10 protein-coding genes are annotated in these 13,627 nt (G+C 41.0%); 1 reads left to right on the top strand and 9 read right to left on the bottom strand.

Going from position 1 to position 13,627, the window contains the following annotated elements; all coding sequences use genetic code 11:
• The 5 genes from V7K98_RS25125 to V7K98_RS25105 form a co-directional block, all read right to left on the bottom strand.
• The coding region (locus tag V7K98_RS25125; RefSeq protein ID WP_335026827.1) for an Hpt domain-containing protein at positions 1-2,642 on the bottom strand (2,642 nt) is incomplete at its 3' end.
• A gap of 144 nt (positions 2,643-2,786) precedes the next feature.
• Positions 2,787-5,723, bottom strand: a complete 2,937-nt coding sequence (locus V7K98_RS25120; RefSeq protein WP_335026825.1) for a methyl-accepting chemotaxis protein — start codon at positions 5,721-5,723, stop codon at positions 2,787-2,789.
• A gap of 14 nt (positions 5,724-5,737) precedes the next feature.
• Positions 5,738-6,268 (bottom strand): chemotaxis protein CheW, encoded by a 531-nt coding sequence (locus tag V7K98_RS25115; protein ID WP_335026823.1) that lies wholly within the window; start codon positions 6,266-6,268, stop codon positions 5,738-5,740.
• Positions 6,269-6,281: 13 nt separating this feature from the next.
• Positions 6,282-6,647 carry a response regulator transcription factor gene (locus tag V7K98_RS25110; RefSeq protein ID WP_069073698.1) on the bottom strand — a complete coding sequence of 122 codons (366 nt, stop codon included), beginning with the start codon at positions 6,645-6,647 and terminating at the stop codon, positions 6,282-6,284.
• Positions 6,648-6,941: 294 nt separating this feature from the next.
• On the bottom strand, positions 6,942-8,117 hold the full coding sequence (locus tag V7K98_RS25105; RefSeq protein ID WP_335026821.1) for a response regulator: 1,176 nt from the start codon (positions 8,115-8,117) through the stop codon (positions 6,942-6,944).
• Positions 8,118-8,525: 408 nt separating this feature from the next.
• Between V7K98_RS25105 and hmpF the strand changes: the two genes are divergently transcribed.
• Positions 8,526-10,286: a pilus motility taxis protein HmpF gene (gene hmpF, locus V7K98_RS25100; RefSeq protein WP_335026819.1), complete on the top strand. Its 1,761-nt coding sequence runs from the start codon at positions 8,526-8,528 to the stop codon at positions 10,284-10,286.
• Between the two features lie 217 nt (positions 10,287-10,503).
• Here the strand turns inward: hmpF and V7K98_RS25095 are convergent, their stop codons facing one another.
• From V7K98_RS25095 to tnpB, 4 genes are all read right to left on the bottom strand, one after another.
• Positions 10,504-10,905 (bottom strand): helix-turn-helix domain-containing protein, encoded by a 402-nt coding sequence (locus V7K98_RS25095; protein WP_335026817.1) that lies wholly within the window; start codon positions 10,903-10,905, stop codon positions 10,504-10,506.
• On the bottom strand, positions 10,889-11,188 hold the full coding sequence (locus V7K98_RS25090; protein ID WP_335026815.1) for a type II toxin-antitoxin system HigB family toxin: 300 nt from the start codon (positions 11,186-11,188) through the stop codon (positions 10,889-10,891). The genes V7K98_RS25095 and V7K98_RS25090 overlap by 17 nt, the downstream gene beginning before the upstream one ends.
• Positions 11,189-11,218: 30 nt before the next feature.
• Positions 11,219-12,214, bottom strand: a complete 996-nt coding sequence (gene tilS, locus V7K98_RS25085) for a tRNA lysidine(34) synthetase TilS (RefSeq protein ID WP_335026813.1) — start codon at positions 12,212-12,214, stop codon at positions 11,219-11,221.
• Positions 12,215-12,279: 65 nt separating this feature from the next.
• Positions 12,280-13,554 (bottom strand): IS200/IS605 family element RNA-guided endonuclease TnpB, encoded by a 1,275-nt coding sequence (gene tnpB, locus V7K98_RS25080; protein WP_335026811.1) that lies wholly within the window; start codon positions 13,552-13,554, stop codon positions 12,280-12,282.
• Between the last annotated feature and the right edge of the window lie 73 nt (positions 13,555-13,627).

Raw genomic sequence — 13,627 nt, 5'->3', positions numbered from 1 at the left:
GGGTTTTCATCGAAAGAGCCGAACAAATCATCTGGCTGTGCTTGAACTAAATCTAAACTTTCACCAAAATTGATATCTAAAGAAGCTTCTGTAACCGATATTTCATCCACAGTATTCTCTGTGGTTTCCATCTGAATATAGGTGGAATCATTTATGGCTACATCTTCAAATAGCAGTTGCGAGTTTTCATCGAAAGAGCCGAATGAATCAAGTTCCAAATCAACAGCAGATATTTCTGGGGGCTGATGAGTAAATTCTGGAGCAAAATCTAAAGCTTCTGGTTGTTGCCGCCTGAGAATTTCTTCCCCTGAATGCTGCGCAAGCAAAGGCATTTCTGGGGTAGAGGTATCACTGATTACCGGGTAAATAGTTGGGTCACTTGGTGCTAACTCATCAAATAAATCATCTCCAGAATCTGATGAGAATATCAAATCTAGCTGTTCTTCCTGCTGGAAATTTATATCCAATTCATCCAAGCTAAAACTGGCTATCGGAGAAGGTATAGGCTGCTGAATGTCGGCAAAAATATCATCAGTCGTAGCAAACAAACTCTCCTCTAACGCCCTTTCTACATTCTGCTCAATTAAGGAATCAAATGCGTCTTGTTCCTCTGTACTTTCCTGATTCCAAAAGCTGCTCAGATCATTTTCTGATTGAGAAAAGTCAGGTGATGTTACCGGAGATGTATCAAATAAATCACCTATTTCTGGTTCACTTGTAGGCAGTAGTGTGAGTTCTTCAATGTCCGCAAATAGGTTATCCGAAGACAAGCCTGTTTCCTGCGGTAATTCTATGTAGTCACTAGGGGTAATTTCTTCTACCCAGTTTGCATTTCTAGTTTCTGACAATAAGTTATCAAAACTATTTGGTTGGTTGGTAGATAGTTCCACACTGGGCAACGCCTCAGTTTCTGGTTGAGTCACTTGGCCTGTAAGCAATATTTCTGCATCATCATCTAGATCCAGTGTCAATAAATCTTCAAATACATCGTTTTTGTTGACACTAGCAGGCTGGTTTGTCTCACTAGAAATATCAATAAATTCTTGTAAATCTGGGGAAGAAGAATCTAAATTTATATCAAGTATGTTAGTATCACTAAACTCTAGAGCCGTAGCAGATATTTGTTGATTTTGCGGTTCTGAATTCTCTTTTTCTATGAAATTGTCGCCAAATAACAGAGATAAATCTTCTGTTGTGGCTGTAGTTTCTGCTCGATCAAAAGAGAGTAAATCGGATAAGTCGCTATGAGCATCCTCAGCATCAGTGCTACTGAAATCAATTCCAAAATCATCGGTAGCAACAATATCTAAGGTTTCTTCTTGATGCCAGCTTTCATCTAGTTCGGGAGTCTCACCTTCAAATAAATCGGCAAGGGTATTTAACTCAGCTATTCCTACCTCTGGCCCATTGGGGTCAAGATTGTTACTGATTGGATGTGCTTCGTCATGTGTGGTGAAAGCAAAGCTAGTGTGAGTTGCAGCGTTGAGTGGTGTCCCTTGTGGAAGATAGGGGCGAACGCTAGTATCCCGATCTAGATTAAGTTCTTCAGTTGTCTGGGCTAGGTCTAACTGTTCGGTGTTACCAGATAAAATTGGCTCTAACGTAGTTGATGATTCGGTCAAAGCCGCAGACTGTTCATCAAATAAATCAGGAGTAACTTCTAACAATTGAACTTCTGCCAAGCTCAAAAGTGCTTCTAGTTGCTGACTAATTGCAATTTCAGCTTCCCTACCTTGGAGGACTAATTCTTGAGCTTGCTTGATTTCGGTAATGACAATTTTAGCTAAAGTCAGATAACTATTTTCAGGATTGCCGATCGCACTGGCTGCTGCTTGACACAAACCACACCACTTGGATAAATTCCAAGTTTCACCAAGTTTGACTAACTGGTAACAGCATTGTTGAAGGTTTTGCCGAGTTGAAGGTGTTGTGGTTTGCTTAAACAGTTGCAACATTTCCCGCAGTGTTTGCAGTACTTTGGCTTGAAACTCACCCCAATTATTATGTTCTTTTGCGGTGACTGGCGATCGCACAGTGTTAGCGTCTTGTACGTGCTGACGTGCTACTGGGACAGATATTTGTGGAGATCCCTGATGGGTGTCTTCTGCCAAATTGGGAATATCTCGCCGCAGGAAAAGTTCTGTAAGTGTGGAGACATTCTCTACAGAGGTTGTGTGTAGTTCTGTTGCATCAGAATTGCTAGATACTTCACTTTTTCCTTGTTGTACAAGTAGTTCTAGATGCTCATACAGCCATTCAAAGACTGGCTCCGTCTCTGACATCAAAGTATTAGCTGCATCTTCAGAAAGACCATAAGTCCCGCTCAAATGCTCTAACAGCGATTTTAGGGTATCAGATACACCAAGAAATAAAGACTCTAACTTTTGGTCAATCTGAACCGGATTATCTTTAAGAATTTTAAAACAATCTTCCAGACGGTGGGAAGTATGCTGGATGCTAGTCAATCCAAGCATCGCCGCTCCTCCTTTGATGGAGTGAGCCGCCCGGAAGACTTCACTGATCATTTCCGGGTCGTTCAACGTACCTTCTAGATTCAGTAACCCCTGCTCAATGGTATTCAGGTGATCCCTGGCTTCTTCGATAAAGTAACCCAAAATTCGCTGTTGTTGTTCCGGCAGCATAGTTTTTTAGTCATTAGTCATTGGTCATTGGTCATTAGTCATTAGTCATTGATCACTTGTACTGAGCGTTGCCGAAACCTCTCATAGAGAATTATTAGTTATTAGCAAATAACAAACGACAAACGACAAACGACAAATGACAATTTATCTAGTTTCCATAGTTTCCACTCGGAAACGTTCAACGGAGGCGATCAAGTCACGGGATACACCGACTAAGTGTTGTAGTGCCCCTGAAACTCGCTGTGCTTCTTGGGAAGTTTCTTGTGCAGTCAGTTCTACTGATTGCATTACGTGAGCAACGGCGCGGGAGGTTTCGGTTTGTTCTACAGTGTCGCTAGTAATAGAGCGCACAAGAATATCGATGCGATTCGCCACTTGAATAATATTTTCAAGCGATCGCTTGGCTTCTTCTGCCAATTTTGTGCCTTTAATTACTTGTTGTGTGCCTTCTTCCATCGCGGTCATTACAGAGCCTGTTTCGCTTTGGATTTGCATCACGATTTGTTCAATTTCCTTGAGAGATTTAGCAGATTTATCTGCTAACTGGCGCACTTCGTCTGCGACGATCGCAAACCCGCGTCCAGCTTCTCCCGCTCTTGCCGCCTCAATACTAGCATTGAGTGCTAATAAGTTGGTTCTGGAAGCAATCTGAGAAATCAACGCCACAATCTTAGAAATTTCTTGAGAAGATTCCGCCAGCCGCTTCACTTTGCGAGTGGTTTCGGCAACAGTTTCTCGAATTTCTAAAATCCCTGCCACAGTATTTTCTACTGCTTCGCCACCTTTAAGAGCGATCGTACTAGCATCACGAGCAACGGTTTCAGCTTCCCGCGCCGCTTCTGCTACCCGTTGAATCGAGTCAGTCATTACCTGTACAGAATTCAGCGTCACTGCTAACTCTTCTGCTTGGCGCAAAGCATCACTAGATAAGGCTCTAGCAAAGGTTTCAGAGTTAGTTGCACCTTTTGTTACATCCTTCGCTGCCACTTTTACCTGTTGTACAATATCCCGGAGGTTTTGAATTGTCAGGTTAAAAGCGTCGGCTACGGCTCCTAGTACGTCGGCTGTAACTTCAGCTTGGACTGTTAAATCACCTCTAGCGGCTCCTTCCACATCATCCAAAAGGCGAATCACCTGACGTTGCAGGTTTTCCTTAGCTTCCTCTTGTTCATCGGCTTTGCGTTGGGCTTCACTTGTTGTTGTGAAAATGACCCGCGCCATTTCATTAAAGCCAGTGGCTAAATGCCCCAATTCATCTTCGGAAAACACGGTGGCTTGAGCATTCAAATTTCCTTGGCGTACAGCTTCAAACTGAGCTTGCAGATCGTCAGTTGTGCGCCGAATTTGTTTGAGGGCAAAATTCCCCATGAAGCCTGCGGTGGCAAAACCCGCAATCCCCGCTGCTAGGGACATTGCCCAACCTGTGTTTCGGACTGATTCTCGTTGTTGGGCTGGCGAAAATGTGGTGGCGGCAAAGCTAACTGTGGCTACAACTAGCGCCGAGACAATGCCCACACTTCCAGCAATTAACCATTGCTTCCGTTCTATGGAGGCATTCTCTAATGGTGCTAACCAGCCTTGCTCAACGCTAACGTTGGGTTCTAATTTCGAGACATCTGTTTGGCTAAATACTGGAACTCCTTCATGGGAACCAGTCATGGAGAAGAGTTCCTCTTCGCGATCGGCTGCATTGCTTCCAGAAGTATCCGCCCCTTGAGAGCGTCCACTACCACTAGTTTCTGCCGGAGCAGAATACATTGCTGCATCACCGAAGTTAGAATCTTCTTCGATCAGGTCAAACCCTGGAATGTTTCCTAAATCGTCAAATTCCTCAAAATCATCTAGAAAATCGATATTGCTCTTAGAATTCTCTTCATTCAGTATATTGCTTGAGTCTTCATAAGAGCTTGACCCATCTGAGCCAAAAGCAGACTCAAATGCTTCCATATCAAAGTTTTCATCATCAAAGCTATTTTTGCCGATGCTTGTACCTGATTTAAACTTCTTTTCTTCTAAAGGTATGTTGCTATTAAAAGATGAAGAATTATCAGATAAATTCGATTGAAACTCTTCTTCGGCTCCTAAATCGGTTGACTTCAACCAATCATGTGCTTCAGTTTCGGGTAAATCATATTTACTATTGTTATTTGTAGTTGGCGAGCTATTTCTAACCTCTTCTTGAACAACAATAAGTAACGTTTCGTCTCCAAAATTAGATTTTTTATATTCTAAATTTCCAACCTTAAGCTCTGGAGATTTTGGCTCACTTAACAAATCAGGTAAATTATTTTCGCCATTACTAGTTTTTGAATTAGAAGATGAAGAGTTAGTATTGTCAATACCTGAATTTTCGCGATCGGGATTTATTCCATTCTCTGAAAACTGACTATTTACTAATGATTCTTCAGGACTATCTTCTGACATATCTTCCTGCCAAAAAGCAGGCAATTCTAATTCTGTTTTTTCTTCATAATTACTGCTATTTAACTCTTGTTCCTCTGATTCTTCATCCAAAGCAAAAGGATCGTCACCAAAAGCTGTAGAAAAATCTGATATTTCTCCTGTGCCAATACTATCTTCTGTGGGGATGTCAAATGGACTATTAGAAGATAGTTCTTCAACCCCATTCACAGTTTCTTGATGCTCTCCAAAAAAGTTCAAATCAAGATTTTTGCTGTCAAACTCCTCACTAGCGCCTAAATCTTCTAATTCTGGTTCGCTATATGCCAGTGGGTCAGATATCTCTGAGGAATTTATTTGCTCTTGACTTCCTGATGTATCAATCTGCCCACCGAATGACTGTAAATATTGATTGATATTCTCAATTCCATTATTGGCAAAACCAATAATTTCTGGCTCGTTAGTTAAGCTTAATACCTGTTGATATTCTTCTTTTGCAACATCGTACTGCTGCAAGACATAGTAGATGTGACCTCTTAACAAATGAGTGTTGGGGTCATTTGGTAAATTTTGCACCACTTGATCGACTAAAGTGGCGGCAACCTCATAATTCCTTTGAACATAGGCGGTCATCGCCTGTTGATATGTTGTCGGCTCGTAATTATCAATACTTGCTGTCATTTCCTCCTCCAATTTCATCCTGCCCACCTAGCACTCCGTACAATTGCCATTTGATCGAGCAGTCTTAGACACTGATCATTTTTAGTACCTAGTAACCACTCTCCACGTAAAAAAGGAGCCATAGTATCTGGAACACTAGTTGATGGCATGAGATTCTGAGCATCCAACCAATCCATACCACCAATTTCCTCTACTGCTAAACCCACTATTGTGTCTTGCTCTTCAATGGCAATCACCGAAATTTCCGCTCTATCTGTGTTTAATGCACTTGCTTCCCCCAGAAATTGACCCAAATCAGCCACCCAAATAACTCGACCTCGTAAATTTAGAGTACCCAAAAGTAAAGGAGAAGCATTAGGAATCGGGGTGATTCTATCAGGACTTAGTTCAATTACCTCCCGAATGCCAGTTGCTTGTAGTGCAAACTCCTGATGCGAGGGAATGTAAAACCTCAAATGTAACTCACCTTCAGGACTTTCTACTTGTAATTCTGGTCGGAAATGGTCTTGACCACTGCCACTTAAAAAGTCCGGTTTGCTGACCATATTGCTTTTATCCTTATCCTCGCAGCAGTTGTTTGACTGTTCCTACCAACTCGGTTGGTTGAAACGGTTTAGCTATGTAGGCATCTGCACCCTGCTTCATGCCCCAGTAGCGATCGAATTCTTCGCCTTTGGAAGAACACATAACTACAGGGACATTTTGGGTTTTGGGATCGGATTTTAACCGCCGACAAACTTCATAGCCATTCATTCGGGGCATGACAATATCTAACACCACTAAATCGGGAGGTGCTATTTGAATTGCCTCCAATGCCTCTAATCCGTCACTAGCATGGGTTACTGTTAAACCAGTTGCTTTCAGGAGGTCTGTAATCATCTCCCTTTGCGCGATACTGTCTTCCACAATCAGAACTGTACTCATAAATGTCTATTTACCTCCTGATGTAGACGTTCCTATTTGGAACATTCCCTGATTCCTCCGCAAGTATTAACTGTATAAATTAATTGTATGTTCTCCCTATTTTCCTGGAGACTGACGTTTCACGAAGTTGGCTGACTCTGTGATAACATCTTTTTACTCATCTTTTAGTAGATCAACAAATCTTAGGAGTGCTGAGTGCTGAGTGAGGACTTAGAAGTTAGGAATTGGGAGTTATTAAAAGATTCTTCCCAATAGCCAATGCCCCATGCCCAATGCCCCATGCCCAATTCCCAATTAGTTGTTGATATATTTCTCTACAAGCATGAGTAATTCAGTGTCTGTAAATGGTTTTGTTAAATAATCTGTTGCCCCGACCATACTAGCTTTGACTCGATCAATAAATCCATCCTTACCAGTAAGCATGATAATCGGTGTGAGTCTAAATGCTGTGGAATGTCGCAGCATGGCGCAAACCTCGTAACCTTCCAATTCCGACATGGCGATATCGCACAAAATTAAATCCGGTTTGAGTTGAAAAACCAGACTTAGCGCCTCTAAGGGATTGGTGAGAGCGATCGCTTCATAGCCTTGTGGTTGTAAGATCGAATTTATAGTCTCACCGATGGCGATCGCATCGTCAATACATACTATCCGCCCCCTGTGTTTTCCCTTCAATTCCCCACTATCGCTGTGGGTATCTGATTTAGCCGTAACTGAATATATTAGTTGTAGCCAACTCTGCTGCACGTAAGGATATATTGCCTTAGCAACTGTCAAAATGTCTCGGTTGAGATAACGAGCCAGTTGACGCAAAGATGTTTTACCATCAGCCCAATGTTGTAATTTCTCCACAGTTGCTTCTGGTAGCGAGGATTGTAGCTGAACTTTGTCAGATAGCACTGGCAATTGTTCGGAAGACTGAATATGTGGATAGAGTTCTTTCCACTCTTGCACCTGCTTCGTAATTTTTGTAACAAATGGAGCAATCTCAAAAGTGTTTAATTGTGGAGCAAGGGGCGCTCCCTGATGAAAAATAAAGTTACCTTGATGTAAACTCAGTAGGTCAAAGAGAGTTTCATGCACCAAGCCGTGAATGATACTACCAGCGATCTTGGGGTTGATAATATTCCGCTCCAAAAGTGCCCACAGATAGGCATATTCTGGCGCATCAGTTGGTGGTAGAGAGGCAATTTGTTTGTCGGTGAGTCGCGTCTCGACTCGATAATGACGTAAATAATCGTTAATTCTGGATAAACTACTCTCACCTTCTTGGCAATAAATAATTTGACCATTCAGGAAAAAGACGAACCAAGACTGTTCTTTGGGATGATAAATATTTGTTCCCTCTCCACTCAGCTTGTTGTGATGGTGAGAGCCAGTAGCTCTCACCCAAAGTTCCCCAGTTCGCTGTCCTAACTCAATTAATTGCAAAATACTGCAAATATCAATTTCACTTAAATTTCCCTGCATTTACCTAAAAAGTACTCCTCGTAATGCCGTTAATATTATTTTTGAATTGTGTCCTGCAATTTTTCCATTTATCTAGCAGGTCATTTAAGTATTGATTATGGAATATTGGCAAGATTTTTACCCTATTTCTTGTTGCCATTAAGGAATAGATTCAACTATAAAGCTTAATCTTTCGTAATATGCTTTGACAAAGCTAGTGTTAACACGGAAGTCATCATCACTGTCATCAGTACAAAATATAAAGGCGCGACTAGCTCGCTTTTATAAGTATCAAGACGTAAAATATCGCGTCTATAGTTTTGTCTGTCTTGTTCTCCTAAATTTGGGTTCAGTGAGACAAGTTAACAGAATTATTTGAGGTATATCCCAAAACATGAAGTTTAAGTGCATCAATAAAGGACTAACGGTGTGCTGTATTTAGCAGAAGTACAAAAACAGAAAGGTGGTTTACTTAGTGGCAGTGGCAAAACTGAACTGAAACTGCTAGCTTGTCAGCGAACTGACCAGAATTGGAATACTGTGTCAGAAGAAGTGATTGCTGCTGAGGACGCAAGCAAATTAAATGATGGCGCTTTGGTACTGGTTGAACTGAATCCGAATCGTCAAGTGCAGCGAATTCAAGAAGCAGGGCGGCCACTAGTCAATATTTTGCAGAATTTTTCCCGCCAATTGGAGAAATTTAAGCTCAAAGAAGATGAAATCGATCAGTGGAAACAGTCGTTAACGTTTCAGGCGCAAGAGTTGAATCGCCGTGAAATGGATATGGAAGTACGCTCAGAACAGTTGCAAAATATGGAAGAGGAGTTGCAACAACTGGAGCAGCAAAAACAAGAAGTTGACACATCTCGCCAGGAAATTGAACGGTTACAAACAGAAGTTGAACGCAACCGCCTAGAATTGGAAGGCGCTTGGGAACATTTGCGGGGTGAGCAGCGCCGTCTAGAGGAACATCAAGCAGATTTTAAACAGGGAGCGGTTTTGGATGAGGAGCAAAGTCGGGTAATGAGTGAGTTACTCGATCGCTTATCTAGTCGCGTTGCTCCTACAGAAACAGTCCAAGAACACCTGCATAAGGCCTTTGAATTGGTCGAAAAGCAGCAAGCAATTCTAAACCCACACTGGCAAAAACTAGAAGAACAAAAAACTGCGATCGCACAACAGCAAGCAGAAGTGGAGCGGTTGTCACAAACATTTAGCGATCGCCAAAATGCGTTGCAAGAAGCACAAAATATTCTAGTGCAGCAAACAGCCCAATTGCAGATAAATACAGCAGACTTCACCAGCAAGCAAGAGTATGCTCGGATAATCAAAGAGCAGTTACGAAACGCGGAAGAGTTATATCAACAAATTCACACTTTAGCTGCAACGTCTGGTGATGTAGTTCTCGGCCAGCAAGCTAATGTGGAAGTTTTGGATAAAATGCCTTTAGAAGAACTACAAAAGATAGTCCAAGACTTGCAGCATAAGGTGCAAATAGATGCTAGCTTTGTTCACGATCAAGAGCAAGAACTGACATATAAACAAGAAGCTATAGAAGAACTGCAAAATAAATTAAGCCAAGCTTCTGACAATGACCATATCAATTTGGAACTGGAATTAACTGATGAAAAAGACCTCTATCAGATGCTAAACTCCAGTTTGGTGGGACAACGCCGCAATATGTTACAGCATCAAAAGTTTCTCAAGCAACACCAAGCTGTATTGCTAAGGCGACAAGGACATCCTGTTGCTGAGGAAGAAGAGGGTAATAAAGTTAATTTAGAACCGGTTCTGTTACAAATTGAAACCCAGCGACAACAATATTCGCAGGAAATCCAAAAACTGGAACGTGAAATTGATCAAATCCGTTCTGGTATTGAGCTAAATCAGGGAATGATTGACAATCAAACTCACGATTTGGATCAAAAGCGCCAAGAATTGAAAGCGATCGAGGAAAACTTGCTATCCCTACGAAGAACAACTGCTGAATACTGTGGTCGAGTCAATCTTTATCAAGAAGCACTCCAACCAATTCAGGATTCTCTCGATGGCTTACGGCAAAAGCTGCAAGGAATTGGGGAATCTTTAGATCAATTCCAAGAAACTGGTGATTATCAAGTCCAAGCGATCGCTCAGATGCGCCAAACTCTCCAGAGTTTAATGCCTCAGCCACAATTGTTAGCGTCTTAACAAGTTCTGGGGATTAAATAATTCGTAATGACGCAGAAGCGTCGCTACTGCTACGCTAAGTAATTCGGTAATTCGTAATCACACTTTCTACACGCACCGTCATTACGAATTAGTAATTACGAATTATGATGATATGAATTATGTCACGATTTAGGTGTTGAAGAGTAATCAAATCTAACTTATTTTTTGGGCTAAAAAGCAACTACGAGCTTGGTTATTATTCCATAAATAAACTAGATTCTACATGAAAAAACTCTCCCAGCTTCCGCGCTTGTTCTGTATTTATCTTCTCTTGTCCATTTAAAATATTATCAACCAAATGTTCAGTCCCTAAAACCGCTACTAAATCATCTCTACTTCTCTCAGATTGCTCTAACATAAATAACAACATAGATCCAGGGTTATTATGCTGGTCTGGCTGATAATATTCTTTTTCAAACTTTTCAATTAAAGTGATTAATAACTGATACAGTTCCTCTTCTTCTGGAGTACGTTGCCGATGCATTAAATCTTCCACTATTCCTAAAGCTTGGGCATTTTCAGCTTCGCTTTTTATCAGCTTGGGAAGATAAGCTGTTAATAATTTCTTGTACTTATCTGGATTAAAAGTAAGGGTCATCTTTCCAATTCTCCTTATCGTATTCCGCATGAGTAAGGATATACTTAATATAAATTAACTGCACTTCATAATCTATACTAACAATCAAGCGATATTTATTTCCTTTAATATTGAAAACGGTAAAATTACCAACAGCTTCAGCTTTAGAAAATACCTGCTGTACTCCAACTAAATTTGACCATTTAGCTTTAGTGGCGACTTTATACCAATTGCTTAATGCTTCCTGACAATCTGCATGGTTTTCTGCATATTCTCTTAACAATCTAAAACTAATAATATGCATTTTCCCTGATAATAAAAAGACTTTAAGTAACTATTTCAAGCAAATCCAGTCACCTTCTACTTGAGCGATCGCACCACCAGGAAATGGATCGGTTTGCGATCGGTTTGGCGCTATAATTAAAGCCGTTAATTTTTCGATATGTTCAAAACTAGGCGCGTCAGTCAGCATTTGCTGCAACACCTGACGCATTGCCCGACGTTGCAGCGCCAATGGTGCTTTCTGCAATACCCGACGATTTAACCGTAAGGGAACAAGAGAAGTAAAGGAATCTTCTTCATCCCCAATACCCAATGCCTTTTGGCGCAACTGTTGAGCAGCTTTTTCGAGATATTCCACTTCTGCTTGGAGAAGTTCTGCTGTTTGAGCTAAGGCTGATTCTACTTGGGGATTGAAATTTTGCCGCAAATATGGTAATAGCTCTTGGCGAATGCGGTTGCGGGCATATTGCAAATCTTGATTAGTGGAATCTTCCCAAATTGGTAAATTAAATTCTTGACAAAATTGCTCAGTTTGTATTCGAGTGACTTCTAAAAGTGGACGCACCAGCATAATGCCTGTACTTAGGGGGCGTTGCCAAGTCAGGGCTTGTAAGCCATCAGCACCAGTACCGCGAATTAAATTGTAGAGGAGAGTTTCGGCGCGATCGCTGGCGGTGTGTCCTGTAACTATATACTGATAATTGTTTGCTTGCGCGATCGCACTTAAAGCTTCATATCGCCAATCGCGTGCAGCTGCTTCACTATTTATAGCTTCTTTTGCTGTTTCTAAATAAAAGGATGTACCCCAAGTTTTAGCTAAGTTTTCGACGTGATGAGCATTAGCTTGGGAGTCAGAACGCCAGCGATGATCGCAGTGGGCAATGCCTAAATTCCATCCCCATTTGGATTGTAAATCTAAAAGTAATTTTATTAAAGACAAAGAATCTTGTCCGCCAGAGACAGCGATTAATAGACGCTGGTTGCGCTCAAACAAGTGGCGCGATCGGATGGTGCAATGGATTTTTGCATGTAGAGGAGTCCATACCATTTTGAGTTTTTACCGCAGATGGACACAGATAATTGTCTCTTATTTGAACCTCGCATGACTAGAAGTCACGCGATTCCTGCTTCAACGATCTCTACCTGAAGAAATTCAGGACTTACAAGTTCTCCACAGGCAGTTATAGCATCCGGCGCACCGACGGCTGCTGTCTTGAAAAGTCTCTTTGCTGCTCGGGTCTCCCCAGCAGTATTGATACCCCCGCTAATCGAAGTTACAATTCTTAATCCTTCACTCAAAATGTTTAACGCCGCGTTTTTATCTCTCAAGTTGTGAGTATTGCAACTAGGACAATACCATTGGCGCAGCTTTAAATCCTTAACCAATGGGTTGATAAAAGCACAGTGATTACAAGTCTGAGATGAAGGATAAAATGTACCAATTTTCTGCACAATTCGATCGTGCCACAGAGCTTTATATTCAAGCATAGTGGTAAATTTAGACCAGCTAGCGTCTGAAATGCTCAGAGCTAGTTTATGGTTTTTGACCATATTGGCAACTCGCAAATCTTCAATACAGATAATACTGTTTTCTCTAATTAAACGAGTTGAGAGTTTGTGTAGAAAATCGTCTCTCAAATTTGTAATCCGTTGGTATGTACGAGCCAGCTTTATTTTCGCTTTGACTCGATTACTGCTACCTTTTAAGCTACGAGATAGTTTTTTATTGTATGAGCGTAATTTCCTTGATTGAAGTCGATAATATTTCGGGTTCTCTACAACTTCCCCCGCGCTAGTAACGAGATAAGACTTAATTCCCAAATCTAAGCCAATATTTTGTGTGACTTGTGGGTGTTTTTCTATCTCTGTCTCACATAAAATACTAGCAATATATTTACCAGAGGAAGTACGAGTAACGGTAACATTTATAACATCAGCCGGAATATCCTGGGATTTATGAAACTTTATCCATCCCAGCTTGGGAAGTTTTAAGCGATTCTCTATTATCTGGATATTCCCGTTCGTAAGATTCGTCTTGTAAGACTGCTTACACCCATGCTTCTTTTTGAACTTAGGAAAGCCGACAGCTTTTTTATTTTTAGACTTCTTCAAGTCAGTAAAAAAGTTTTTGTATGCTGTGTCTAAATTTTTAAGTGAATTTTGGAGCGCAAATTTATCTACTTCCTTTAACCACTCAATCTCCTTTTTAAGTAGAGTTAATTGCTGGCTACAAGCGTTATAGTTTAAGGTTTTCTGCTCAGCCGTATATAACTCTTGCCTCAATGCTAGAAAACGGTTGTACACAAACCTAGCACAACCAATTGTCTTGTTAATTAAGACTTGTTGGTTGTGGTTAGGAATTAGTGTAACTTTAAACGCTTTCTGCATTTCTGCTTTAATATTTCACTACAATAATTTTACCATAATACGTAAACATCTAAATATAGAAATATCCAGCGCC

Origin of the sequence: Nostoc sp., assembly GCF_036917435.1 — a bacterium.
Classification (GTDB): Bacteria; Cyanobacteriota; Cyanobacteriia; order Cyanobacteriales; family Nostocaceae; genus Nostoc.
This window is presented reverse-complemented; position numbering and strand designations above follow the sequence as displayed.

Bases quoted from the DNA above. Each gene is read 5' to 3' on its own strand.
- V7K98_RS25120 (WP_335026825.1), bottom strand. From the start codon at position 5,723: ATGACAGCAAGTATTGATAATTACGAGCCGACAACATATCAACAGGCG.
- V7K98_RS25115 (WP_335026823.1), bottom strand. From the start codon at position 6,268: ATGGTCAGCAAACCGGACTTTTTAAGTGGCAGTGGTCAAGACCATTTC.
- V7K98_RS25110 (WP_069073698.1), bottom strand. From the start codon at position 6,647: ATGAGTACAGTTCTGATTGTGGAAGACAGTATCGCGCAAAGGGAGATG.
- V7K98_RS25105 (WP_335026821.1), bottom strand. From the start codon at position 8,117: ATGCAGGGAAATTTAAGTGAAATTGATATTTGCAGTATTTTGCAATTA.
- V7K98_RS25095 (WP_335026817.1), bottom strand. From the start codon at position 10,905: ATGACCCTTACTTTTAATCCAGATAAGTACAAGAAATTATTAACAGCT.
- V7K98_RS25090 (WP_335026815.1), bottom strand. From the start codon at position 11,188: ATGCATATTATTAGTTTTAGATTGTTAAGAGAATATGCAGAAAACCAT.
- tilS (WP_335026813.1), bottom strand. From the start codon at position 12,214: ATGGTATGGACTCCTCTACATGCAAAAATCCATTGCACCATCCGATCG.
- tnpB (WP_335026811.1), bottom strand. From the start codon at position 13,554: ATGCAGAAAGCGTTTAAAGTTACACTAATTCCTAACCACAACCAACAA.